This window comes from Prevotella marseillensis (assembly GCF_900625065.1).
GTDB lineage: Bacteria > Bacteroidota > Bacteroidia > Bacteroidales > Bacteroidaceae > Prevotella > Prevotella rara.
Window position 1 is genome coordinate 43,322 of record NZ_UYXY01000003.1, and the last position, 25,345, is coordinate 68,666.

Annotated in this window: 17 protein-coding genes and 5 tRNA genes; 1 reads left to right on the forward strand and 21 read right to left on the reverse strand. The window is 46.3% G+C overall.

Annotated features, from left to right (window positions below; translation table 11 throughout):
• Positions 1-101: 101 nt before the first annotated feature.
• Positions 102-1,193, reverse strand: a complete 1,092-nt coding sequence (gene trpS / locus EJL04_RS14360; protein ID WP_053398848.1) for a tryptophan--tRNA ligase — start codon at positions 1,191-1,193, stop codon at positions 102-104.
• A 655-nt stretch (positions 1,194-1,848) separates the two neighbouring features.
• On the reverse strand, positions 1,849-3,048 hold the full coding sequence (locus EJL04_RS14365) for a mechanosensitive ion channel family protein (protein WP_021855159.1): 1,200 nt from the start codon (positions 3,046-3,048) through the stop codon (positions 1,849-1,851).
• A gap of 196 nt (positions 3,049-3,244) precedes the next feature.
• Here EJL04_RS14365 and EJL04_RS14370 point away from each other — a divergent pair, with 196 nt between their 5' ends.
• Positions 3,245-4,213, forward strand: a complete 969-nt coding sequence (locus EJL04_RS14370) for a transporter (protein WP_053398850.1) — start codon at positions 3,245-3,247, stop codon at positions 4,211-4,213.
• Positions 4,214-4,820: 607 nt separating this feature from the next.
• On the opposite strand, the gene EJL04_RS14375 is transcribed toward EJL04_RS14370, so the two are convergent.
• The 19 genes from EJL04_RS14375 to rpsU all read right to left on the reverse strand — a co-directional run bounded on the left by EJL04_RS14375 (position 4,821) and on the right by rpsU (position 25,204).
• Positions 4,821-6,767, reverse strand: coding sequence for a hypothetical protein (locus EJL04_RS14375; protein ID WP_125105474.1), 1,947 nt, complete (start codon positions 6,765-6,767; stop codon positions 4,821-4,823).
• A gap of 414 nt (positions 6,768-7,181) precedes the next feature.
• Complete coding sequence (gene rpoC, locus EJL04_RS14380) at positions 7,182-11,516, reverse strand: DNA-directed RNA polymerase subunit beta' (RefSeq protein WP_021855154.1); 4,335 nt, start codon at positions 11,514-11,516, stop codon at positions 7,182-7,184.
• Between the two features lie 38 nt (positions 11,517-11,554).
• Positions 11,555-15,367 (reverse strand): DNA-directed RNA polymerase subunit beta, encoded by a 3,813-nt coding sequence (gene rpoB / locus EJL04_RS14385; RefSeq protein ID WP_125105475.1) that lies wholly within the window; start codon positions 15,365-15,367, stop codon positions 11,555-11,557.
• 183 nt (positions 15,368-15,550) lie between these two features.
• Positions 15,551-15,931, reverse strand: coding sequence for a 50S ribosomal protein L7/L12 (gene rplL / locus EJL04_RS14390; protein ID WP_021855152.1), 381 nt, complete (start codon positions 15,929-15,931; stop codon positions 15,551-15,553).
• A gap of 49 nt (positions 15,932-15,980) precedes the next feature.
• On the reverse strand, positions 15,981-16,499 hold the full coding sequence (rplJ, locus tag EJL04_RS14395) for a 50S ribosomal protein L10 (RefSeq protein ID WP_021855151.1): 519 nt from the start codon (positions 16,497-16,499) through the stop codon (positions 15,981-15,983).
• Positions 16,500-16,517: 18 nt separating this feature from the next.
• A complete protein-coding gene (rplA, locus tag EJL04_RS14400; protein ID WP_021855150.1) occupies positions 16,518-17,210 on the reverse strand; it encodes a 50S ribosomal protein L1 in 693 nt (230 codons plus the stop codon).
• Between the two features lie 17 nt (positions 17,211-17,227).
• The gene (gene rplK / locus EJL04_RS14405) at positions 17,228-17,668 is read right to left on the reverse strand and encodes a 50S ribosomal protein L11 (RefSeq protein WP_021855149.1); all 441 of its coding nucleotides are present in this window, start codon (positions 17,666-17,668) and stop codon (positions 17,228-17,230) included.
• 63 nt (positions 17,669-17,731) lie between these two features.
• Positions 17,732-18,274, reverse strand: a complete 543-nt coding sequence (gene nusG / locus EJL04_RS14410; RefSeq protein ID WP_021855148.1) for a transcription termination/antitermination protein NusG — start codon at positions 18,272-18,274, stop codon at positions 17,732-17,734.
• A gap of 14 nt (positions 18,275-18,288) precedes the next feature.
• Positions 18,289-18,480: a preprotein translocase subunit SecE gene (gene secE, locus EJL04_RS16840; RefSeq protein ID WP_082335246.1), complete on the reverse strand. Its 192-nt coding sequence runs from the start codon at positions 18,478-18,480 to the stop codon at positions 18,289-18,291.
• Between the two features lie 13 nt (positions 18,481-18,493).
• Positions 18,494-18,569: transfer RNA gene (locus tag EJL04_RS14420), tRNA-Trp, on the reverse strand.
• Between the two features lie 54 nt (positions 18,570-18,623).
• A complete protein-coding gene (gene tuf, locus EJL04_RS14425; protein WP_053398703.1) occupies positions 18,624-19,808 on the reverse strand; it encodes an elongation factor Tu in 1,185 nt (394 codons plus the stop codon).
• 74 nt (positions 19,809-19,882) lie between these two features.
• A tRNA-Thr gene (locus EJL04_RS14430) sits at positions 19,883-19,954 on the reverse strand.
• Positions 19,955-19,960: 6 nt separating this feature from the next.
• Positions 19,961-20,033 (reverse strand) — tRNA-Gly (locus EJL04_RS14435).
• 15 nt (positions 20,034-20,048) lie between these two features.
• Positions 20,049-20,131 (reverse strand) — tRNA-Tyr (locus EJL04_RS14440).
• A gap of 28 nt (positions 20,132-20,159) precedes the next feature.
• Positions 20,160-20,233 (reverse strand) — tRNA-Thr (locus EJL04_RS14445).
• Between the two features lie 101 nt (positions 20,234-20,334).
• Positions 20,335-20,634, reverse strand: coding sequence for a ribosome hibernation-promoting factor, HPF/YfiA family (hpf, locus tag EJL04_RS14450; RefSeq protein WP_021853555.1), 300 nt, complete (start codon positions 20,632-20,634; stop codon positions 20,335-20,337).
• A gap of 25 nt (positions 20,635-20,659) precedes the next feature.
• Positions 20,660-21,544, reverse strand: a complete 885-nt coding sequence (locus EJL04_RS14455; protein WP_125105476.1) for a tyrosine-type recombinase/integrase — start codon at positions 21,542-21,544, stop codon at positions 20,660-20,662.
• A 201-nt stretch (positions 21,545-21,745) separates the two neighbouring features.
• Entirely contained in the window at positions 21,746-24,067 is a 2,322-nt protein-coding gene (locus EJL04_RS14460) for a TonB-dependent receptor (RefSeq protein ID WP_125105477.1), read from the reverse strand.
• 945 nt (positions 24,068-25,012) lie between these two features.
• Complete coding sequence (rpsU, locus tag EJL04_RS14465; protein WP_021853559.1) at positions 25,013-25,204, reverse strand: 30S ribosomal protein S21; 192 nt, start codon at positions 25,202-25,204, stop codon at positions 25,013-25,015.
• Positions 25,205-25,345: the final 141 nt, after the last annotated feature.

The following is a 25,345-nucleotide window of genomic DNA, read 5'->3' on the forward strand; positions in this document are numbered from 1 at the left end:
ATAAAAGTCCTTATATATCACGCAGGGCCGCATATCCCCATTGTCAGGATATGCGGCCCGTCATTTATACTAACGTATGTATTATATGCTACACCGGCCTCCTACTCGCCTGCCTTATACTTGGCAGCCTGCTCCTTGATAAGGTCGAGGTCGTCAAAATAGTTGATGCGCATGGCCTCGCGCACGTCGTGCAGAGTCTGCGCTGCCACCTCGCGGGCAGCCTCTGAGCCTTTCTTCAGAATATTGTAAACCTCCGGGATGTCCTGTTCAAACTCATGGCGGCGCTGACGGATAGGCTCAAGCTGGCGGTCGAGCACCTTTATGAGGAACTTCTTGCACTTCATGTCGCCCAGTCCGCCGCGGCGGTAGTGGTCTTTCAGCTCGTCGAGGCTCTTATACTCAGGCCAGAATTCGGCAAAGTCGTCGGGCGTGCTGAACGCCTCGAGGTATGTAAACACCGTGTTGCCCTCCACCTTTCCGGGGTCTTCCACGCGCAGGTGTCCCGGGTCGGTATACATGCTCTTCACCTTCTGCTGCATGTCTTTGGGCGTGTCAGACAGATAGATGCAGTTGCCGAGGCTCTTGCTCATCTTGGCCTTGCCGTCGGTTCCCGGCAGGCGGCAGCACACCGAGTTGGTGGGCAGCATTATCTTAGGCTCAACAAGCACGTCGCCGTATATATTGTTGAAGCGCTTCACTATCTCGCGCGTCTGCTCGAGCATAGGCTCCTGGTCTTCGCCGGCAGGCACCGTAGTAGCCTTGAAGGCCGTTATGTCGGCAGCCTGGCTTATGGGATATGTGAAGAAGCCCACGGGGATGCTCGTCTCGAAGTTGCGCATCTGTATCTCGGTCTTCACCGTAGGGTTGCGCTGAAGGCGCGACACGGTGACAAGGTTCATGTAATACACCGTCAGCTCGGCCAGCTCGGGTATCATCGACTGCACAAAGAGCGTAACCTTTTCGGGGTCGAGTCCTGCCGAAAGATAGTCGAGAGCCACCTCGATGATGTTCTGTCTGACCTTTTCGGGGTTGTCGGCATTGTCGGTAAGCGCCTGAACATCGGCAATGAACACAAACATGCGGTCGAAGTCGCCTTCATTCTGCAGCTCCACCCTGCGGCGCAACGAGCCAACATAGTGGCCCAAATGAAGCTTTCCGGTAGGGCGGTCGCCGGTAAGTATTATCTTTCCCATTGTCTATTTTTCTTTTTTATTGCTATTTATAAAGTGCAAACTTACACATTTTTTCTGAAAATCAGCTATTTAACACGAAAAACTTGGCAAGCACGGCTGCAATATGTGCGATTGGGATGCACGGCCGGAGCGATTGAGCTGCAGTCTTGACAAATGCAACATAAAACAAGGACAAGGCTTACACATTGATTTGGCATGATGCTCTCATTCTGCGGTTTTCAGAAAATAAAATACTTTATGCGCAAATATTGCCTGAAAATGTGTGCAAAGAGAAAGCACATTGTTACAGCGTTTTACGGGGCAAAGTGGCAAATGTGTGCAATGCTGGGCGGCAGGCTACAATGTAAAACACGGCAAACGGCAATGCAAAACGTAGTCTTTTAGCAAACAGAAGACGGCCTTTGAGCATACAAAACCCTGCCTTTTACACACGGAGAAAGGCAGGGCTTTAGTGCGAATACGCTATAAGCGCCGCACTACACGCCCCATTCGGCACGGCATCAGCTATAATCAGGAGATGCATTGCGGCTGTTTCAGCTATTTTTCTGAACATAATGCAGATGACACTATGAAAGGGTTGCGGCGCAATGAGATGACATAACAACACGACACCGGCACCTGCATCAGGCACAAGCCACGGCACATCAGGCCGGCATCAGGCTACGGGCGAGCCAAGATCGCTGCCGGCAGGACGCTGGAAGATGCGCAGGCCGAACTCTGACGCCATAACGATGGCATAGTCGAGCACCTCACCCTGAAACAGCTCGAAGGGTTTCCAGTCGGGGAACACCGAGAAGCAGTAAAGCTCAAGAGGCAGGCCCTCGGGCGTGGGCTGAAGCATGCGTGCCATTATCATAAGGTCTTTGTTGACGTTGGGGTGGCGCGACATGAAGTCCATCATAAAGTTGCGGTACACCTGCGTGTTGGCAACGGGCCTGTCAGCAGAGTCATACTGGCCTTTGGCTATATATCCTTTCTCTTCGTAGCTGCGCAGTTCGTCAGGCGAACAGAAGTGTACGGTGTTGGCGTCGATGTTGACCGACAGCTTTAGTCGGCGTCCGCCCGCCTCGCGCATGCCGCGCCAGTTCTGAAACGAGTCGCTCACGAGCAGATAAGGCGGTATGGTGGTGATGGTCTTGTCGAAGTTCTGCACCTTGACAGTGGTGAGCGACACTTCCCTTACATATCCGTTGGCGCCATACTTGTTCATGGTTATCCAGTCGCCCGGACGCAGCATGTCGTTGGCCGTAAGCTGCACGCCGGCCACAAGACCGAGGATGGTGTCCTTGAAAATCAGCATGATGATGGCGGCAGAAGCACCAAGACCGGCAAGCACGGTGCCGGCACTCTTGTTGACGATGATGCTCACCACGAGGATAAAGCCCACCACAACGGCCATGAGGTTGAACATCTGATAGATGCCCTTCAGCGGCCGGTTGCGCAGCTTCTGGTGCTCGCTGGATATCTCGTAGAGCGAATGGAGAAACTCGCTTATAAAGAACAGCGACACCACCACGAGGTAGATGTTGCAGGCCTTGAGCAGCACGGGCAGCACACTGCTGTCGGCAGCAAAGGCAAACGGCAGCAGGACATACCACAACACGGGAGGTATGATGCGGCGGAAGGCTTTCATCACACGGTCGTTGAACAGATAGTCGTCCCATGTGGCCTTGGTGCGCTCGGTAAGCTTCTGCACAGCCGGCATTACAACATAGCGGAACAGCGCCGTGCAGAGATACGAAACAAGACCTATGGCAAACAGGGCCGTGAGCGGATATACCCACGACAAAACGCTCTCGGACACACCGGCTGTGTGGCGGAGAAAACTTAATATATAATCATCTAATCTATCCATCTGACTTTTCAGTATATCTTCAATTTGGCACAAATTTAAGAAATAACGCTGAAATAAACGAACAAAAGTATGCCTAGATTATACTGCCGGAACATATATATAAGAATATGGCACCTAAGATATAAACAAAAAGCAAAAAATATTGACAAGATTGCGGAAAAAGTAGTAAGTTTGCCTGACTGAAAGAAAATACAAAATGAAAATCATCAAATTCTTAAAAGACTGGACGCTTATCATCGCCATCATTACCGGCATTGCTGCCTATTTTGTCTACACGGCAATACCCGCGCTGCAACCTACTCACCACTTTGCCCTCAAAGCCATCGAGCTGCTGCAGCCCATGCTGATATTTGCCATGCTGTTTATCACTTTCTGCAAGGTGAACCCCAAGAAGCTCCGCCTGTGCAAGTGGCATCCGTGGCTGCTGCTCTTCCAGGCCGGCACGTTCACAGCCATAGCCGTGGCGCTTATGCTCATGCCGCACAGCGGACTGCGCATTGTGCTCGAGGGTGCCATGATATGCCTGATATGTCCTACGGCCACGGCCGGTGCGGTGATAACAAAAAAGCTTGGCGGAAATGTTAACCACATAACCACATACACCATACTGATAAACATCATTACGGCGGCATTCATACCGGCACTTGTACCGTATGTACATCCCAATCCGGAGCTCGGCATACTTAACTCGGCAATGCTGATACTCGGCAAGGTGTTCCCGTTGCTGCTTCTGCCCCTGCTGGCTGCCATCCTGCTGAGATATCTTTCGCCAAGACTCCACTTCACGATATCACACTACAGCGACCTGAGCTTCTATCTTTGGGCAGTTGCGCTTACGCTGGCCATGACCGTCACGACACGCACCATTGTTCATGCCGACGTGGCCATTGCAACCGAACTCGGCCTAGTGGCAGCATCGCTTATCAGCTGTCTGCTCCAGTTCTGGCTCGGACGCAAGGTAGGTGCGTTATACAACGACAAGATTACGGCAGGACAGTCGCTTGGACAAAAGAACACCGTGCTGGCAATATGGATGGGATACACCTTCTTCACACCGATAACGGCAGTAGCAGGCGGCTTCTACAGCATATGGCACAACGTGATAAACTCTTATCAGCTCTATCAGCACAGAAAGCTGGAAGAGAGCAAGAATGAAAACAAGTGACGGCCGGCTGCATCCGGATAAAATCTAAGAAAGATCAGTAACACACCTTTATAGACTTTAACCAGCCTATTCTTTCATCAACATTTTGCCGGTTAGGGATTATCTTATATTAGCTATCCCAAACCGGCAAAATGCATATTAAGGCACATCGCAGATACGTTACGATCAACCCCAAATCATTAAGCATATAAAGCTTATTCCGCCTGGTTCATTTCAGTCTTATCCGTCTTTCTTTTTTCTGTTGCTACCGTGCAGTCAACATATTCCTTAGACAATCCGGCCATGGCAGCAAATAACAAAAGGCAAAAAGGCAGGAACATAATGGCAAATTCGAGTTAAGCCAAAATCGGTTATTAAGATTCGCTCAATAGGAACAAAAAGAGGGGCCAAAGGCCTGAATGCATGAAATAGATAAAGCCAAGTGCTGTATAATGGCAGATTGGGGTTAAACCATCAAACATACGGCAATGCGCACAAGGACAGACCAAATATAATAAAACAATAATGGCCATCAGAAAATTATCAGAAGCTTCATACACAGCCCTAATATTTTCTAATGGCCAAGATCTTATTCTACTCTGAATTCTTAAAATTCAGAATTATTCAATTACTGCTTTACAACAACCTTTCTTGTTGTTCCGTCAGACATCTTAACGATATTGATGCCCTTTGCAGGAGCGCTGAGCTGCACGCCGTCAATAGTATAGCGGGCAACTTCCTTAACTTCCTTCTCTGAAGGATCAACAACGTTGATACCTGTACCAAATGTACCAACGGCTCTCTCTGCAGCATTTACAATCTCACCAGTCTCTGTGTTGATAAGCATTGCAACAACCTTCAGCTTTGACTTATCCTGCAAGAGGTTGAACTTGCTGGCAGAAGTAACGCCATTAGAAAGATCGAAAGTTGTTTCATGACGCTGAACTGCATCTGCTACAAGGGGAGCAGCTATTGAACCCTTGATACCTTCAGCTACATCCTTGGCCATAATGGCAACATGATCGTAAACCATATCCTTTATCTGCTCACCTTTTTGTGTATACTCATAAATATAAGGTTCATTCTCAGCACCAGTTGCTCCAGAATAATAGTTAGTCTGCCACCAGTTGCTCTCGCTGCCCTGCAAACCGTCAGCAAGCAGAACATAAGCCAAAGCATAAGGAGCATTATTGCTGCTGTAGAAGAACTGCACGTCGGTGATTACATTTATTTCAGTCTGGCTTTCGTTCCACTCCGGCCATACAGACATTTCAGCTTCTGTCATAGTAAGACTTGCCTCGAAATCGTCAAGTACGCCAAGCAGTTGACTTTGTGATGTGCCGAAATATGGGTCAATAGAAGGACCTCTATTGATAAATGCAGATGGGTAACCCTGAACCATTGCCATGACAGAATTATAGTCAGTAATTCTCATCGGGTCGTCATAGTTCATCTTTCCGTGTACGGCAATACCGATGAACGACTCAGGATATTTGTCTGCCAATGCAGCCATACCTGCATATCCGCGAGTACAATATCCACAACCTGTAGCTGTAAATTCCTCTACAACAGATCTGCGCTTGATAGCATTTGTGAGAACAATTAAAGAACCTTTGCATGTTGCATTGGCTGTTTCGTTGGGCTGTCCGTTTACCTTAGTAATTACAATCTCTTTTTCTTCCTCTTTTGCCTCATTGCCGGCTGTCAATGGGATGTTAATCACACCATTATTGTTAAATTCAACATTATCCAAGTTTACAGTGTTTTCTGCAGATGTCTCTCCTGTTGCAACATCCTTAACTGTATAAGCCACAGAAGTCATTGGTGTTACACCATCATTTTTGATCATTGCAGAAATATTAACATTACCGTTTTTCATTGTTATTACTCGACCTATATTGTCTGAAACAAATGAAGCGGCATTACCGAGGAAATTGTCACCTGACATTGAAACCAATGTCAACAAGTTTCCAAAACCATAGCTTGCCATGTTGTCCCATTTGCCCTGCAGACAAACGTATCCTCCGTATTCATCACAATAGCTAGAGCCATCAAAGGCAATAGGATATTGACCGGCCTGTGAAGTGAGTGATGTAACATCAAACGAATAACCGACATAACAGCCCTCTGCAGGAATTGTATAGTTTTCAACTGTTACGATTTCAGGTTTTCCGTCAACACTAATTGAAGTCGTTGGAGTGATATCTTTAAAAAACTCACATTCTGAAGAAGTGATGCTACTTGGCAGTTCTTTTGCGATCCAGCACTTTACATTATCTACAACTTTATGGTCAATAAGGTAAAAGCCCACCTGATCAATTTTATTACCCGCGAACTTTCCTGGAACAAAAATCGCACAATCATAATGATCTGTACCTGCTCCTACACCAACATAGGTATCTCCCTGAGCATAAGTGAAAACCACTCCCTCGGCAGCAGCACGAGTCGGTGCCATTTTCTCAATCTTATTATACTTGAGTCCTAAACCGGCCTCATTCCGCTGAAATGCCTGTGCATTTGCTATACAGCAAAACGCAACAAAAGCGGTTACCAAAGAAAGTAATCTTTTAATCATAACGCAATTATTTTAAATTAAACATCAATAATTCAATAATTATATAAATCAAAATTGATATAAGGCTGACATTACTCAAAAACATCCAACAGCTTTACAATTATAATATTGGGAATAGCCATACTGCTATCCATCTAGAATAAAGTATATATCTGCTGTGTTATTTTTCATAAGCCCTTAATTTAAACATCCAAAGATTTTGGTTTGCAATAAACGCAAGACCGTCTCTTTCAGAGATTAACAAGGATTTCAATAATATTTTTAATTCCACAAATATATGAAATTTTATAATGCAAACAAATTTTTTAAAAGAAAATAAATAAATTTCTTTAATTTGGATATAACATATAAGCAAAACGGCGATGCATGTTAACATTGCATCGCCGTTTTGCTTATATAGTTTTAGCCTTAAAATTATTCTTTCTCAGCTGTCTGCTTTTCGCTATAGTCAATCACATTCTTGCGGTTTGCCTGTATACGGTCATAATCCTCACGTGAACCTACAATAATCTTTTCGAATTCACGCAGACCTGTACCGGCCGGGATAAGGTGTCCGCAGATAACGTTCTCTTTCATTCCTTCCAGATAGTCTACCTTTCCGCGGATAGCAGCCTCGTTGAGCACCTTGGTTGTCTCCTGGAATGATGCGGCAGACATGAAGCTCTTAGTCTGGAGAGCAGCACGTGTGATACCCTGCAGAATCTGAGTTGATGTTGCAGGAACGGCATCACGCACCTGAACAGTCTTAAGGTCGCGGCGCTTCAGGGTTGAGTTCTCATCACGCAGCTTGCGGGCTGAGATAATCTGACCCTTCTTAAGAGTCTCGCTGTCGCCGGCGTCGGTAACAACTTTCTTACCCCATATACGGTCGTTCTCCTCAGCGAAGTCGAGTTTGTCGACAATCTCCTGCTCAAGGAATGTTGTGTCACCCGGATCATTGATCTGTACCTTGCGCATCATCTGACGAACGATGATCTCAAAGTGCTTGTCGTTGATCTTCACACCCTGCAGACGGTATACGTCCTGTACTTCGTTTACGATATACTCCTGAACGGCGGTAGGACCCTTGATTGAAAGGATGTCGTTAGGCGTAATAACACCGTCTGACAGAGGAGTACCGGCACGAACGGCATCGTGCTCCTGAACCAGGATCTGCTTTGACAGAGAAACGAGATACTTGCGCTGCTCGCCTGTCTTTGAGGTTACGATAATCTCACGGTTACCACGCTTAACCTTACCCATTGTAACCTCACCGTCGATTTCACTCACTACGGCAGGGTTAGACGGGTTGCGGGCCTCGAAGAGCTCTGTTACACGAGGAAGACCTCCGGTGATGTCACCAGCCTTACCAACTGTACGAGGAATCTTAACGAGGGTTGCACCGGTCTTGACGGTCTGACCGTCTTCAACAACAACGTGACCACCCACAGGGAAGTTGTATGTACCGACAACATCGCCGTTCTTATCTACGATATCACAGGTAGGCACCTTGCTCTTATCCTTAGACTCAGTGATAATCTTTTCGGTAAGACCTGTTGTATCGTCGGTCTCAGAGTGGAACGTAACACCGTCGATAACGTCGCGGAACTTCAGCGTACCGGCATACTCGGTTACGATAACAGCGTTGAACGGGTCCCAACGTGCAATCATATCACCCTTCTTAACGATAGAGCCGCCCTTGAAGTAGAGTGAGCTTCCGTAAGGAACGTTCAGAGTAGAAAGCACGATGTTTGTGTTAGGATCGACGAAACGGATTTCGGCCAGACGGCTTACGACCATCTCACACTGAACCTCGCCATTGTCACCTTCTTCAACAAACGGCACGGTACGAAGCTCGTCGAACTCGATACGGCTGTCGTTCTTGGCAACGATAGATGCATTGGCTGCAGCATTGGCAGCCACACCACCGGCGTGGAACGTACGAAGTGTAAGCTGTGTACCCGGCTCACCGATAGCCTGAGCTGCGATGACTCCGACAGCCTCGCCCTTCTGCACCATGCGGCTTGTGGCAAGGTTACGGCCGTAACACTTCATGCAGACACCCTTCTTGCTCTCACAAGTAAGCACAGAACGGATTTCAACGCTCTCGATCGGGCTGTCTTCTATAATCTGAGCTATAGGCTCTGTTATTTCCTCACCGGCAGCAACGATAAGCTCGCCTGTGTTAGGATGTATAATATCGTGAACTGACACACGGCCGAGGATACGCTCATACAGAGAAGAAATAACCTCATCGCCATTCTTCAATGCTGTACATACAAGTCCGCGCAGAGTTCCACAGTCTTCCTCTGTGATGATAACGTCGTGAGAAACGTCTACAAGACGACGTGTAAGATATCCGGCATCGGCAGTCTTCATAGCGGTATCCGCAAGACCCTTACGGGCACCGTGGGTAGAGATGAAGTACTCGAGCACGCTCATACCTTCCTTGAAGTTAGAAAGAATCGGGTTCTCAATAATCTGAGCACCTTCAGCTCCTGCCTTCTGCGGTTTTGCCATAAGTCCACGCATACCGGCCAACTGACGGATCTGGTCTTTAGAACCACGGGCTCCAGAGTCAAGCATCATGTAGACGGCGTTGAATCCCTGGTCAGCCTCAGTCATCTCCTTCATCAGGACGTCACCCAACTCGTTATTTACGTGTGTCCAGGCGTCAATTACCTGGTTGTAACGCTCGTTGTCTGTGATGAATCCCATGTTATAGTTGTCGGTAATCTGACGCACTTCCTCATTACCTTTTGCAACGAGGTCGGCCTTCTCCTTCGGAATGATGATATCGTCAAGGTTGAACGACAGACCAGCCAGATATGCCATACGATAACCAAGGTTCTTGATACCGTCGAGGAACTCGCAGGCACGGGCAAAGCCCACAGCCTTAATTACGTCGGCAATAATATCGCGAAGACTCTTCTTAGAGATAATCTTATTTACGTAACCAACTTCTTCAGGTATGATGCCGTTGACAATCACACGGCCGACAGAAGTCTCAACCATCTTGTCAACAAGTTTTCCGTCTGCATCAAGGTCTTTCACAACAACCTTTACCTGAGCATGGAGGTCACACTTGCCTTCATTGTGCGCAATGATAGCCTCTTCCGGACCATAGAACGTAAGTCCCTCACCCTTTGCACCCGGACGAATCTTTGTAATATAGTAAAGTCCGAGCACCATATCCTGTGAAGGCACTGTGATAGGCGCACCGTTGGCAGGATTAAGGATGTTGTGGCTCTGAAGCATCAGAATCTGTGCCTCGAGCACTGCCTCATTGCTCAACGGAAGGTGAACAGCCATCTGGTCACCGTCGAAGTCGGCGTTGAATGCAGTACATGCCAACGGATGGAGCTGAATAGCCTTACCTTCGATAAGTTTAGGCTGGAATGCCTGAATACCAAGACGGTGAAGTGTAGGCGCACGGTTGAGCAATACGGGGTGTCCCTTCATTACATTCTCGAGGATATCCCAGATAACCGGCTCACGACGGTCTACTATCTTCTTGGCGCTCTTTACAGTCTTAACGATACCGCGCTCAATGAGCTTACGGATGATAAACGGCTTATAGAGCTCTGCAGCCATAAGCTTAGGCAGACCGCACTCGCCCATCTTCAACTCAGGACCTACAACGATAACTGAACGTGCTGAATAGTCGACACGCTTACCGAGAAGGTTCTGACGGAAACGTCCCTGCTTACCTTTCAGTGAGTCAGACAGAGACTTCAGCGGACGGTTAGAATCGCTCTTAACGGCGCTGCTCTTGCGTGAGTTGTCAAACAAGCTGTCGACAGCCTCCTGCAACATACGTTTCTCGTTACGGAGAATAACCTCAGGAGCCTTAATCTCCATAAGTCTCTTCAGACGGTTGTTACGTATGATGACACGACGGTAAAGGTCGTTGAGGTCAGATGTTGCAAAACGGCCACCATCCAGCGGAACCAACGGACGAAGCTCAGGAGGAGTAACAGGAATAATCTTCATGATCATCCACTCGGGCTTGTTTATGTTGCGGCTTCCGCGGAATGCCTCTACAACCTGCAGACGCTTGAGGGCTTCGGTCTTTCTCTGCTGAGAAGAGTCGCTGTTGGCACGGTCGCGAAGCTCATAAGAAAGAGAGTCGAGATCGATATTTACCAACAGATCATAGATTGCCTCTGCACCCATCTTGGCGATGAACTTATTCGGGTCTGTATCGTCAAGATATTCGTTGCCGTCGGGCAGGTTGTCCATGATGTTTACATATTCGTCTTCAGTAAGGAAGTCCATCTTGTGAGAACCGTTGATTTCAACGCCCTCAGAGTCTGTACGGCCTTCCATTACACCCGGCTGTATTACGATATACTTCTCGTAATAAATTACAGAATCGAGTTTCTTTGTCGGTATACCGAGCAGGTAACCTATTTTGTTAGGCAATGAACGGAAATACCAGATGTGTGCAACAGGCACAACGAGCTCGATATGTCCGGTGCGCTCACGGCGCACTTTCTTCTCTGTAACCTCTACACCGCAGCGGTCGCAGACAATGCCTTTATATCTGATGCGCTTATATTTACCGCAGGCACACTCATAGTCCTTTGTCGGACCAAAGATGCGCTCGCAGAAAAGTCCGTCGCGCTCAGGTTTATATGTACGATAGTTTATGGTCTCAGGTTTGGTAACCTCGCCAAAAGAACTTTCGAGGATTTCTTCCGGTGATGCAAGTCCGATAGTAATCTTCGTGAAATTACTCTTTATCTTTGAATCTTTCTTGAAAGCCATAATTCTTGTTTATATTTGTTATGTAAAGAGTTTCGTTATTAATCAAGGGTAACACTTAAGCCAAGACCACGGAGCTCGTGCAGCAGCACGTTGAGAGACTCCGGTATGCCCGGTGTAGGCATAGGCTCGCCCTTGACGATAGCCTCGTAAGCCTTTGAACGGCCTACTACGTCATCAGACTTGATGGTAAGGATTTCCTGAAGCACATGGCTGGCACCGAATGCCTCGAGAGCCCAAACCTCCATCTCACCAAAACGCTGACCACCAAACTGTGCCTTACCTCCAAGAGGCTGCTGTGTGATAAGAGAGTACGGACCGATGCTGCGGGCGTGCATCTTATCTTCAACCATGTGGCCGAGTTTAAGGAAGTATGTGATACCTACCGTTGCCGGCTGGTCGAACATCTCACCTGTCTCACCGTCATAGAGGTGTGTTGAGCAGAGACGCGGCAGACCTGCCTTGTCGGTCCATTCCTGAAGGTCGTCAAGTTTGGCACCGTCGAAGATAGGTGTTGCGAACTTAACGCCAAGACGCTTACCGGCTGCACCGAGAATAGCCTCAAATATCTGTCCGAGGTTCATACGTGAAGGCACACCCAGCGGGTTAAGAACCAAGTCTACAGGACGTCCGTCCTCGAGGAACGGCATATCTTCCTGACGTACAATCTTAGAAACGATACCCTTGTTACCGTGGCGACCGGCAAGCTTATCACCTACGCCGATCTTACGTTTCTTGGCAACGTAAACCTTAGCCATCTGCAGGATGCCTGAGGGCAGCTCGTCACCGATTGTAATTGCGAACTTACGGCGCTTGAGTTCAGCGTCCAGGAGCTTGTACTTCTTGATGAAGTTCATAATCAGCTTCTGTATCAGCTCATTAGTATGTTCGTCGTTAGTCCAGTTGTTAGACTGTATTCCGTCATATTCAAGGTTCTTCAGCTGAGCCATTGTGAACTTGCTTCCCCTTGTAATAATCTCAGCTCCGGTATAATCCTTGATACCCATAGACGTCTTGTCGTCTGTAAGAGTGAGGAGCTTGTCAACAAGAATATCCTTCAGGTCGTCTATCTTGGCAGCATACTCTTCGTCGATCTTAGCCAGAACGATCTTGTCCTGCTGCTTAGAAGAACGTGTCTTAACGGCACGTGAGAACAGTTTCTTGTCGATAACGACACCGGTAAGAGAAGGATTGGCCTTAAGTGAAGAATCCTTCACGTCGCCAGCCTTGTCGCCGAAGATAGCGCGGAGCAGTTTCTCCTCAGGTGAAGGATCTCTCTCACCCTTAGGTGAAATCTTACCGATAAGGATATCGCCCGGCTCTACACGAGCACCAACTCTGATTATACCATTGTCATCGAGGTCTTTGGTAGCCTCTTCGCTGACATTAGGAATGTCGCTTGTGAACTCTTCCATACCGCGCTTTGTCTCACGAACGTCGAGCGAATATTCATCCACATGTACTGAAGTAAGAATATCCTCACGCACTACACGCTCGTTGAGCACGATAGCGTCCTCATAGTTGTATCCCTTCCAAGGCATGTAAGCAACAAGCAAGTTGCGTCCGAGTGCCAGCTCGCCGTCCTCTGTAGCATATCCTTCTGTAAGGATGTCGCCCTTCTTTACACGCTGTCCCTTGTCGCAAATAGGACGGAGGTCAACGGTCATGTTCTGGTTAGTACGGCGGAACTTAGGTATTCTGTACTCCTTGAGAGCAGGCTCAAAGCTTACGAATTCTTCTTCCTCAGTTCTTTCATAAAGGATACGTATTGTAGTTGCATCAACATACTCGATTACGCCATCGCCTTCGGCTGTGATCATAGTACGTGAGTCAACGCATACCTGCTTCTCTATACCGGTACCTACGATAGGAGCCTCATTGTGAAGCAGAGGAACTGCCTGGCGCATCATGTTACTACCCATCAACGCACGGTGAGCATCGTCGTGCTCCAAGAAAGGAATGAGTCCGGCAGCAATAGATGCAATCTGCTGAGGAGATACGTCCATAAGGTCAACCTCCGAAGGAGGCACTACGGGGAAGTCGGCGTCCTGGCGGCACTTAACCACTTCGCGGATAAACGTACCGTCGTCGTTCAGCGGAGCATTACCCTGACCGATGATATGGTCTTCCTCCTCTTCAGCAGTAAGATAAAGTATATGGTCATTGTCGAGATCAACAATTCCGTCCTTAACCTTGCGGTAAGGAGTCTCGATGAATCCCAACTCATTGATTTTAGCGTAAACACAAAGAGACGAGATAAGTCCGATGTTAGGACCTTCAGGGCTCTCAATAGGACAAAGGCGTCCGTAGTGTGTATAGTGAACGTCACGCACCTCGAAACCGGCACGCTCTCTTGACAGACCACCAGGACCAAGGGCAGACAGACGGCGCTTGTGAGTTACTTCGGCAAGCGGGTTGGTCTGGTCCATGAACTGTGACAACGGGTTGGTACCGAAGAACGAGTTGATAACACTCGATATTGTCTTGGCGTTGATAAGGTCTGTAGGAGTGAACACCTCATTATCGCGAACGTTCATACGCTCTCTGATGGTACGGCTCATACGTGCCAGACCGATAGAAAACTGGTTGCTCAGCTGCTCGCCTACTGTACGTACACGGCGGTTGCTGAGGTGGTCGATATCGTCTACAGTGGCGTTAGAGTTAACCAGCTGTATAAGATATTTGATAATTTCGATTATATCTTCTTTAGTCAGGATACGGACATCCATGTCTGTATCAAGACCTAACTTCTTGTTGATACGGTAACGGCCTACATCACCCAAGTCATAACGTTTGTCAGAGAAGAACAGGTTCTGGATAACCTCACGTGCACTTGCATCATCGGCAGGATCTGCATTACGCAGCTGACGGTAGATGTAGAGCACGGCTTCCTTCTCAGAGTTACTCGGGTCTTTCTGTAATGTGTTGAAGATTATTGAATACTTGCTTGCAGAATCAATATCCTTGTGGAGAAGAACTGTCGAAGCGCCACTGTCGATAATGTCGTCGATGTTATCCTTTGTGATTTCTGTCTCACGCTCCATGATAACCTCGTTACGCTCGATAGAAACAACTTCACCGGTATCCTCATCTACGAAGTCCTCGTTCCAGCTCTTCAAAACCCTCGCAGCAAGCTTACGGCCAATGGCATCCTTCATATTCTTCTTGTTGACCTTAACTTCCTCAGCCAGGTCGAATATCTGAAGAATATCCTTATCGGTCTCGAAACCGATAGCACGCAAAAGTGTTGTAACAGGCAACTTCTTCTTACGGTCGATGTATGCATACATCACATTGTTGATGTCGGTTGCAAACTCAATCCATGAGCCCTTGAACGGGATGATACGTGCCGAATAAAGCACCGTACCGTTGGCGTGAACGCCCTGTCCGAAGAACACACCGGGAGATCTGTGCAACTGTGATACAACAACACGCTCGGCTCCATTTATGATAAATGTGCCGTTATCAGTCATATAAGGAATAGTGCCGAGGAAAACATCCTGAATGAAAGTACCGAAGTCCTCATGGTCAGGGTCTGTACAATACAGTTTCATCTTAGCCTTCAGGGGCACGCTATATGTAAGTCCACGCTCAAGACACTCGTCGATAGTGTAACGGGGCGGGTCGATATAGTAATCCAAGAACTCAAGAACGAAATTATTACGTGTGTCGGTGATAGGGAAATTTTCAGCAAAGACCTTATACAAACCGTCATTCTTGCGTTCCTCAGGCGGAGTATCCAACTGTAAGAAGTCTCTGAAAGACTTTAACTGCACATCGAGGAAATCCGGATACGGCATCGGATTCTTCACGCTGGCAAAATTCACTCTGTTATCAACAATTTTTGAAGCCATTACAGATTTTTATTACCGTTAAAAATGCCACCTTGAAAATAAATGGCCGCAGATTTCAAAGTCATGAATCTTGACCTACACCTTGCAGCGGTGGTTGACTGCATGGTATTAATAAAAGACACAAAAAGGTTAAGACTCTCCGACTGGGAGAATCTTAACCCGAAATATTTTTTATTGTCTCAATTATTTGAGCTCAACCTTAGCGCCAGCCTCTTCGATAGCCTTCTTCAGGTTCTCAGCCTCGTCCTTAGACAGACCTTCCTTCAATGTAGAAGGAGCACCGTCTACGAGATCCTTAGCCTCTTTCAGACCAAGACCACAAGCCTCTTTAACGGCCTTAACTACCTGCAGTTTTGCACCACCAACCTCAGCGAGTACAACATCGAAAGATGTCTTCTCCTCAGCTGCGGCTGCAGCACCACCTGCAGCAGGACCAGCAGCAACAGCAACAGCTGCAGCAGCGGGCTCAATTCCATACTCGTCCTTCAGGACTGTTGCCAACTCGTTTACTTCCTTAACTGTCAAATTTACTAATTCTTCAGCAATAGCTTTAATATCTGCCATTTTATTTTAAATTTTAATGTTTTTAAATATTAATGTTTGGGTGTTAAAATTACTCAGGACGCTCGCCTAAAGTTTTGAGTACACCATGGATGGTGTGAGCGCCTGACTGAAGAGCAGAAACAACGTTCTTTGCAGGAGACTGCAGCAATGCAACAATGTCTGCAATAACTTCGTCCTTGCTCTTGAGAGCTGCGAGTTCTTCCAGCTTGTCAGCACCAACATAGATGCTTTCCTCTGCATAAGCAGCCTTCAATGCAGGAATACTCTCTTTTACATAACCTTTCAGCATCTTAGCTGGAACGTTAGCTGTGTTGCAGAAGAGAACAGCAGTGTTACCCTTCAGACAGCCATACAAAGGCTCATAATCAACATCCGAAGCCTCGAAAGCCTTGTGAAGAAGAGTGTTCTTTACAACGACCATCTTGATTTCGTTCTTGAAGCACTCGCGACGGAGCTTGCTTGTAGCACCAGCATTCATACCTGTTACATCAACGAGGTAGAAATGAGAATACTCTTTCAGCTTCTGACCGAGTTCAACAACTATAGTATCTTTTACTTCTTTCTTCATCTTACAAAACTTTTAGAGTTATTCAACTGATTTAGGATCAATCTTGATACCCTTACTCATAGTGCTAGAAATAAAGATACTCTTGATGTATGTACCTTTAGCAGCAGAAGGTTTCAGTTTAATAACAGTAGCGATAAATTCTTTCGCATTCTGATAGATCTGTTCCGGAGTGAAAGAAACCTTACCAATTGATGCATGGATGATACCAGCCTTGTCAACCTTGAAGTCGATCTTACCCTGCTTAACCTCCTTGACAGCCTTTGCAACGTCCATAGTTACAGTACCGCTCTTAGGGTTAGGCATCAAGCCACGCGGACCAAGAACACGTCCTAAAGGACCAATCTTGCCCATGCATGACGGCATTGTGATGATAACATCAACATCTGTCCATCCACCTTTGATCTTTTCGATATACTCGTCAAGACCTACATAGTCAGCACCTGCTTCTTTTGCAGCAGCTTCAGCATCAGGAGTACAAAGGCAGAGCACGCGTGTAACCTTACCAGTTCCGTTAGGCAGAGACACAACGCCTCTTACCATCTGGTTAGCCTTACGCGGGTCAACGCCCAAGCGTACATCAATATCAAGAGAAGCGTCAAACTTGGTAGTAGTAATATCCTTAACCAACTCTGCAGCCTCTTTCAAAGAGTATGCTTTCCCTGCTTCAACCTTATCAGCTACTGATTTTTGATTTTTTGTCAGTTTACTCATTTTCTTGAAGTTATAAATTATTTACCAGGGAAGTCCCCTTTAACTGAGATGCCCATACTTCTAGCCGTACCAGCAACAAGCTTCATCGCAGACTCTACGGTAAAGCAGTTAAGATCAGCCATTTTGTCTTCTGCAATGGCACGGATCTGATCCCATGTCACAGAAGCCACTTTTCTACGGTTAGGCTCGGCAGAACCACTCTTAACCTTGGCTGCCTCCAGCAGCTGAACAGCAGCAGGAGAAGTCTTAATTTCGAAGCTGTATGACTTATCGGTGTAGTAAGTGATAACAACCGGAAGCACTTTTCCAGCCTTATCCTGAGTTCTGGCGTTGAATTCCTTGCAGAATCCCATGATGTTAATACCCTTTGAACCGAGAGCCGGTCCAACTGGTGGTGAAGGATTCGCAGCGCCACCTTTAATCTGTAATTTGATTAATCCAGCAACTTCTTTAGCCATTTCTTTTGTTAATTAAAAAAATTTGAGATTTTATAAAAGAACACACGTGTCCGTAACAACACGTTATTCTTTTGCAACTTGCATAAAACCTAATTCCAATGGAGTTTTACGTCCAAAGATCTTAACCATAACCTTAAGTTTGTGCTTCTCGGTATTCACTTCTTCAATGACACCGCTAAAGCCGCTGAACGGTCCATCAGTAACCTTCACTGTCTCGTCAACACAGAACGGAATATTTACTTCTTCCGTCAGCACTGACTCTTCAGCCGTTCCAAGGATACGGTTGATATCAGACTGCTTAACAGGGGTAGGATTATCCAATCCGCCCAAGAAGCCAAGTACGTTAGGTATGAAGCGCAGTGTATGTGCCACGTCTCCTTTCAGTTCTGCCTCTACGAGGACATAGCCCGGGAGAGAAATCTTCTCTTTGACCACACGCTTGCCATTACGCAAAGAAGCATGCTTCTCCATAGGTATAAGTACCTGAGAAACATAAGTTGAAAGAAGCGTGTTGTGCTTAAGTTCGGCATCGATATATTCTTTTACCTTAGCCTCCTTACCACTGACAGCACGCAATACATACCACTTTTTTCCTGATTCAGCCATTTTCCTTTTTACGATTAATTAGGATAGATCGTACTCATAACAAACCGGAACACGGAATCCATAATGAACACTACAACTGCAATGATCAAGGAAGCAGATAATACAACCATTGCACTATGAGTAAGTTCGGCACGTGTCGGCCATGTTGTTTTATGCACAAGTTCTTCGTAACAAACTTTGCAGTAATTTGCGAATTTTTTAAACATATTATCTTTATTTTGGCACGGGAAGAGAGGCTCGAACTCCCGACACCTGGTTTTGGAGACCAGTGCTCTACCAACTGAGCTATTCCCGTAAAATAGGTTCTCGCCGGAAGACGAGAACCTAAAACTTATATCATTGATAATGATTAATCGATGATTTCAGTAATCTGACCAGCACCTACTGTACGACCACCTTCACGGATAGCGAAGCGCAGACCTACGTTCAATGCAACAGCGTAGATAAGCTCAACAGTGATTGTTACGTTATCACCAGGCATTACCATTTCTACGCCTTCCGGCAGAGAGATTTCACCTGTACAGTCCATTGTACGGAGGTAGAACTGAGGACGATACTTGTTTCCGAACGGAGTGTGACGTCCACCTTCTTCTTTCTTCAGTACATAAATCTGAGCCTTGAACTTCTTGTAAGGTTTGATCTGACCCGGGTGGCAGAGTACCATACCACGCTTGATTTCGTTCTTGTCGATACCACGGAGAAGCAGACCTACGTTATCACCAGCTTCACCTTCGTCAAGAATCTTACGGAACATCTCAACACCAGTTACAACTGACTTCTTGTCTTCACCAAGACCGAGGAGTTCAACTTCGTCACCAACCTTAACACGGCCAGTCTCGATACGACCTGTAGCAACAGTACCACGACCTGTGATTGAGAATACGTCCTCAACAGGCATCAGGAACGGTTTGTCGAGGTCACGCGGAGGCAGCGGAATCCACTCGTCAACAGCAGCCATCAGCTCCATTACCTTCTCTTCCCACTTCTCAACACCGTTAAGTGCACCAAGAGCAGAACCGCGGATAATAGGAGTATTGTCGCCATCATACTCGTACTGATCGAGAAGCTCACGCATTTCCATCTCAACGAGCTCAAGCATTTCCTCATCCTCAACCATATCGCACTTGTTCAGGAATACAACCAGACGAGGAACGTTTACCTGACGAGCGAGAAGCACGTGCTCACGTGTCTGAGGCATAGGACCATCAGTTGCAGCAACAACGATGATAGCACCATCCATCTGAGCAGCACCTGTTACCATGTTCTTTACATAGTCAGCGTGTCCCGGGCAGTCAACGTGTGCATAGTGACGGTTTTCTGTTTCATACTCTACGTGTGCTGTATTGATAGTAATACCACGCTCTTTTTCCTCAGGAGCGTTATCGATAGAGTCAAAAGACTTAACTTCAGAAAGACCTTTCTTTGCCAATACTGTTGTGATAGCAGCAGTCAGAGTAGTCTTACCGTGGTCTACGTGACCAATTGTACCAATGTTTACATGGGGTTTGGTACGGACGAATGTCTCTTTAGCCATAGCTTTACTTTTTATTTATTGTTAATGAATAATCGTGTATTTTTTTCTGTTTTTAAAAAATTAGAAAGTCGTAGAGCTGTAACCGAGATTTGAACTCGGGACCTCTTCCTTACCAAGGAAGTGCTCTACCACTGAGCTATTACAGCAGCGAGAGCGGAAAACGGGACTCAAACCCGCGACCCCCAGCTTGGAAGGCTAGTGCTCTATCAACTGAGCTATTTCCGCAAGACTTCTACTGAGTGGGTGGTGATGGATTCGAACCACCGAAGTCGAAAGACAGCAGATTTACAGTCTGCCCCATTTGGCCACTCTGGTAACCACCCTTTGTTTAAGAACTCGTCTTTTCTTTTGAGCCTCTTGTCGGATTCGAACCAACGACCCCGAGATTACAAATCACGTGCTCTGGCCAACTGAGCTAAAGAGGCAACGTTAAGCAGCCGTTAGGCGCTTGTTGTAAGGACGTGTCCTAAAACGGCTGCAAAGATAGGCATTATTTTTTAATCTCCAAAACTTTTCGCGATTTTTTTTATCTATTGCGCAATTTTTCTTTAAATTTCGCCAATTGAACCTTCAAAGAGTCCACACAGAGGTCAATTCCCTCTTCAAAAGTATCGCACACTTTTTCAACAAAAAGACGTGAGCCGGGAACCATTACAGTGATACTTGTTTCCTTATTCATGGCAGTGGCAGGCTTAACAACTTTAAGTTGAACCTCTACAGTTTGAATATCCTCATAAGATTTTTCCAACTTGGCAGTTTTCTTTTCGATAAATGCCTTCAATTGTTCAGTAGCGTCAAAATGGATTGACTGAATTTTAACTTCCATAGTTACCTCCTTGTAATTTTAAGGGTTAAGCCCTTGGATGGGCGGATTTGTAAACTTTCTTAAGCTGTTCAAACGTGGTATGAGTATATATCTCAGTAGTTGTCAGCTCCTGATGCCCCAACAGCTTCTTAACGCTCTCAAGTCCGGCGCCATGATTAAGCATGGCTGTAGCAAACGTATGGCGCAGCACGTGCGGGCTGCGTTTTTTAAGCGAGCTCACCCGCGCAAGATTGTCCGACACGCAGACTCTCACTTGCGGATAAGTGAGTCTGCGGCCCTTTGCCGACACAAACAGCGCCGGCTCAAGCCTCGTCACGACTTTGTCTCTTAGTTCCATATATGCCGACAGCGCGTCGCGCAGCCCTTGGCCAAACGGAATGACGCGCTGTTTGTTTCTTTTGCCAGTAACCTTCAGCTGGCAGGCTTCGAGGTCAACCATGGCATCGTCAAGTCCTATAAGTTCGGCAGCGCGCATTCCTGTCTCATAAAAAGCCATTATAATAGTACGCGCGCACACATCTTTATAGTCAGAGAGATTCCACATGCTGCCGTTGAGCAGCTCGTCCATCTCGCTTTCCTTGACGAATTGTGGCAATGGTTTGTTTTTCTTCGGGCCTGTCAGACCGTGGGCCGGATCTGAGCTAACAAGATTTCGGGAAAGGGCAAAACGAAAAAAGGAACGCAATGCGCTCAATCGCCTGTTGACCGACGACGCACTGTTTCCCTTATCCATCATACTCTCCATCCAGTCGCGGATGACATCAGAGTCGACCGACTCCCATGAAAGATGAGCATCCAAATTTTTGAAGTACAGTTCAAACTCTTTCAAGTCTGCTCCGTATTCCTTCACGGTTCTCGCGGAGTAGTTCCGCTCAAACTGGAGGTAGTTCAAAAATTCTCTTATCATCATAAATACAGTTGCTCAAACCATGTTATTCGGCAACGAATTTACAAAAATAAAACCGAACCGCCAAATTTTTCCGCCAAATTCTTTTCCGCTTTACAGGGAATAACTATCATGAGCAGGAAAAAGAAAAATCCGGCACTGAGGAAACCTTATATGTCAACATTTCATCAGAGCCGGACCAGAATAAATCCCTCGTGCTTAAAATCAGAAAGTAGGAATTGCTCTTCCAGCGGAGCCTATCGACGGCATATCACGGTTATCTTTTATCTTCTTGCCAATACTGAAATTCCACGACACGTTCAGACTTACAGATGTGTTGTGGCTGAGATACTTGCGCGTCAGCATCCATCCGTCGCCATATACAGTCATTTTCGGCCTGTTATAGAACACGCCATTGTAGCTGAGGTTTACGTTCAGCTTGTTTTTCAGCAGCGACATATATGCCTGGGCATTGAGGTTGAACCAGCCGTCATATTCATACGACAGCGTCTTTGTCTTGGTCGAAGCTGCAAAGTCGAGTGTTATGCCATAGTTTTTGGCTATTTTAAAATTGTTACTGGTTGAAAAATATAAAGAAGTCTGACTGACAGACTTTCCCGGCATGCTCTCGCGCCTGTTTCTGACTATCATCTCGGTGTTGGTGTACCAGAAGTCAAATACTTTAGTCTGATATGCCACCGACAGTTTGTGCTGTATCTGCCATCCGGCGTTTTCCGGCCTTGTAAAATAAGTATCCTTACGGTCAGGGTCAGCATGCATAATCACCTTCACCAAATTGTCGCCATAGTTGAAGTCGTAGTACACGGTCCACTTTCTGTGATATGCCAGCCACACATAAAAGTCGTGACGATTTTCTTTTGTCAAATCAGGGTTACCTATGCTGTATTGATTTTGTCCCTGCCATGTAACGGTAGGCAGCGTATAATTATAATTCGGCAAAGAGTAATAATACTGGTAGTTGAAGTTAACATAAAATTCTTTTGCCGGCGACGGATTTTCCTCCTTGCTGAGATTCCATTGCGCAAAGATACTCGGATATATTCCGTCTTCCCATAAATCTACATTGTTTTTACTGTCAATACGGTCACGAAATACGGTTTTCGTCCCGTGATAGTTAAGCGTTCCCTGCACATACAGGAACTTGCCTATCTTCGTGCTATAATCCACCCATGCGCCATAGTCGGTGCCGGAGCTTACATAGCGCCCGTCACGAATGTATCCAAGCTGCGTTGTCCCCGTGTCGTCGTGCTTGTCGTACATATAACAGTAAACCAAGCCGGCATTTAAATTCGATTTTTTGTTTAGCACCACATGCAACACCGGGTCTATCCATACGTTATTCGTATTATAGCCAAGTCTGGCATTGTCGGCAGTGGAGTTCAAGACATAGCTTAAGCCTTCGCTGTAATCCTGCCCTGAATAACTTCCTCTGAAAAAGAAATAGCTGACACTGTCTTTACGGAAAAAGTGTTTGTATTGCAGTCCGGCACTATAATACCGGGGTTTCGACAGACTGTTAATATTCAAGAGATCCGTGCCGTCATGGCTGTTGGTCGACGTTTCGCCGTTACTCATTCTCACGCCTCCGTACACATAGATTCTGTCAAGATCAATAGGCGAATATCTCAGCGCGAGATTATCCATAAGATAGCCATTGCCCCTGGTTACGCTGTTTGTTTCGGTTTGTGTTTCCACATTGTCCGCCACGTCGTTCTGCACCTGCGACCGCACCGACTTGTCGTGCAGGCAGCCTGTCAGCAGGTTGCTTACTCTCACCTTGCCTCGCGCATATAGAAGATTCAGCCCCGGCAAGGCACGCAGAAGACCATCCTGACTGGCTCTGCCATTGAATGTCAGCGTGCCGAGCACGCCGCCGTCGTCACGCAGATAAATTTTTATCACGCCGCCAATACCCAAACCATAAGAGGCATCAGGGTTGGTTATCACATCTATGTGTGAAATCATCGAGGGGTCGATGGTCTTCATCTGTTCCTGTGTTATTTCTTGCTCCTCAAGATATATCAAAGTGTTTTGCCGTCCGTAGACGCTGACGTCCTCACCCCTCACGCTGACGCCGCGCATAAATTTCATAAAATCCAGCAGAGTCAGGCCTTTAGCCAACGGATTGCCTTTCACCCTGACCGTTATGGTGCCGTTTGACTTCACGCTCGAGTAATCCGCCATGACCGTCACTTCGTCTAGCATTTTTGCAGAACCGCCCATAACGACCGCGCCCAAATCGAGAGGGCCGCTTACGCGCAGTTTTTTATTGTATTTGTCATAGCCCACGCACGTTATGCCGAGAGTGTAGCGTCCTTCGGATATGCTGTCTATCATGAACGTGCCGTCGTTGCCGGTAATGACAGGCGCCAGCTTTGTTCCGTCGTCAAGCCGCGTCATCGTCACAGTGGCGCGTTCTATGGCGTTGCCGGCATCGTCTGTCACGCGTCCGGTAACAGTGCTGCCAGTCTGGGCATTCGCAGTGTATGCAAACAGTGCTATTATAAAGGCTAAAAAGTGTTTCATAGTTTAATTTTTTTATTTGTATCAGATATTCGCGGAAAACACAAGCAAGCGGCATCAGCATGCTTTGCGCCACTTCGACTTATAAGTTGGTCATGTATTATGAATGTTTTCAATTTGTCGGCAAATCCGTTATGTGTAAACCTTGTCAGTTCTTGCCAGCTGTTTTCCTTTCAGATCACCTATTTCTCTGATAATTCCGTTAATTTTCATAGCGTAAAGTTTAATGTGTTTTTACAATCCCTACAAACCGACTATATTAAGGTATATAGAATTTGTTTGCCGCAAGAGGTTCGGGCTTAAGCCTCTGCAAAGAAAGATTATAGCCAAGAAAGGCAAGCCATGCCAGCCTGACTACACTCTTTAACATAAATGCATATATATGCAAAGATAATAATTATATTTCAAAACTTCATCCTTTTATTTTTTTAACCTTAATCTTACAAAAATCACATTTTTTAAATCGTTCTACAAGACTGCCTGAACAAAATCTGACATCGCCGACACATTTTTTAAACGCCATATAAAGGGCCGGATGTCAAAGGGCAATACCGAAACAAGCCCAACAGCCATATACGCCAACAACCCTACCCTCCGGATGCATGCACAGGAGAAAAGCCAATGCTGATGCTTACAAGCACGACGCAGACAGCCGAAGCTGTTACACACACAACAACAATAATAACAAAAAAAACGTGATTGATTTCCGCTTTCAAAAAAATACGACGAAAGCGCCATAAGAAAATAGCAATGCCTCAACGGCACACAGACGCTACACATTTTTATATATAAAAAAAGGATGTGGCACAGTCACTCCGTGTACATCCCCCCAATAGCCTATCGGCAAAATTACATCGTCCTGCGAACGCACCATCATATCGGCTGCAAATATTCGCAGGACCTTATCATTACTTTTAACGCCTAAGCGGTATACCCATTCAATATTGGTTATTCCTCTGTAGCTCTCAGTTTCTGTACGTAAATAGCGCGTTCCATCTTGAGCCTTTTCAAGACAGACGGCTTATCGAACTGCTGACGTGCACGAAGTTCCTTTACGACACCTGTCTTCTCAAATTTTCTCTTGAATTTCTTCAATGCTCTTTCGATGTTCTCGCCATCTTTAACTGGTACAATGATCATTTTTTGTCTTAAAATTTTATATGTTAAACTTATTTTTTAATTTCATGCTATTATTAGCGGCTGCAAAATTACATCTTATTTTTTTATCTTCCAAATATTCAGAGGCTTTTTAAGCAAAAAGTATTTATTTTTCACATCTGC

Coding starts and splice junctions, on each gene's coding strand:
- trpS (WP_053398848.1), bottom strand. CDS start 1,193: ATGGGAAAGATAATACTTACCGGCGACCGCCCTACCGGAAAGCTTCAT.
- EJL04_RS14365 (WP_021855159.1), bottom strand. CDS start 3,048: ATGGATAGATTAGATGATTATATATTAAGTTTTCTCCGCCACACAGCC.
- EJL04_RS14370 (WP_053398850.1), top strand. CDS start 3,245: ATGAAAATCATCAAATTCTTAAAAGACTGGACGCTTATCATCGCCATC.
- EJL04_RS14375 (WP_125105474.1), bottom strand. CDS start 6,767: ATGATTAAAAGATTACTTTCTTTGGTAACCGCTTTTGTTGCGTTTTGC.
- rpoC (WP_021855154.1), bottom strand. CDS start 11,516: ATGGCTTTCAAGAAAGATTCAAAGATAAAGAGTAATTTCACGAAGATT.
- rpoB (WP_125105475.1), bottom strand. CDS start 15,367: ATGGCTTCAAAAATTGTTGATAACAGAGTGAATTTTGCCAGCGTGAAG.
- rplL (WP_021855152.1), bottom strand. CDS start 15,931: ATGGCAGATATTAAAGCTATTGCTGAAGAATTAGTAAATTTGACAGTT.
- rplJ (WP_021855151.1), bottom strand. CDS start 16,499: ATGAAGAAAGAAGTAAAAGATACTATAGTTGTTGAACTCGGTCAGAAG.
- rplA (WP_021855150.1), bottom strand. CDS start 17,210: ATGAGTAAACTGACAAAAAATCAAAAATCAGTAGCTGATAAGGTTGAA.
- rplK (WP_021855149.1), bottom strand. CDS start 17,668: ATGGCTAAAGAAGTTGCTGGATTAATCAAATTACAGATTAAAGGTGGC.
- nusG (WP_021855148.1), bottom strand. CDS start 18,274: ATGGCTGAATCAGGAAAAAAGTGGTATGTATTGCGTGCTGTCAGTGGT.
- secE (WP_082335246.1), bottom strand. CDS start 18,480: ATGTTTAAAAAATTCGCAAATTACTGCAAAGTTTGTTACGAAGAACTT.
- tuf (WP_053398703.1), bottom strand. CDS start 19,808: ATGGCTAAAGAGACATTCGTCCGTACCAAACCCCATGTAAACATTGGT.
- hpf (WP_021853555.1), bottom strand. CDS start 20,634: ATGGAAGTTAAAATTCAGTCAATCCATTTTGACGCTACTGAACAATTG.
- EJL04_RS14455 (WP_125105476.1), bottom strand. CDS start 21,544: ATGATGATAAGAGAATTTTTGAACTACCTCCAGTTTGAGCGGAACTAC.
- EJL04_RS14460 (WP_125105477.1), bottom strand. CDS start 24,067: ATGAAACACTTTTTAGCCTTTATAATAGCACTGTTTGCATACACTGCG.
- rpsU (WP_021853559.1), bottom strand. CDS start 25,204: ATGATCATTGTACCAGTTAAAGATGGCGAGAACATCGAAAGAGCATTG.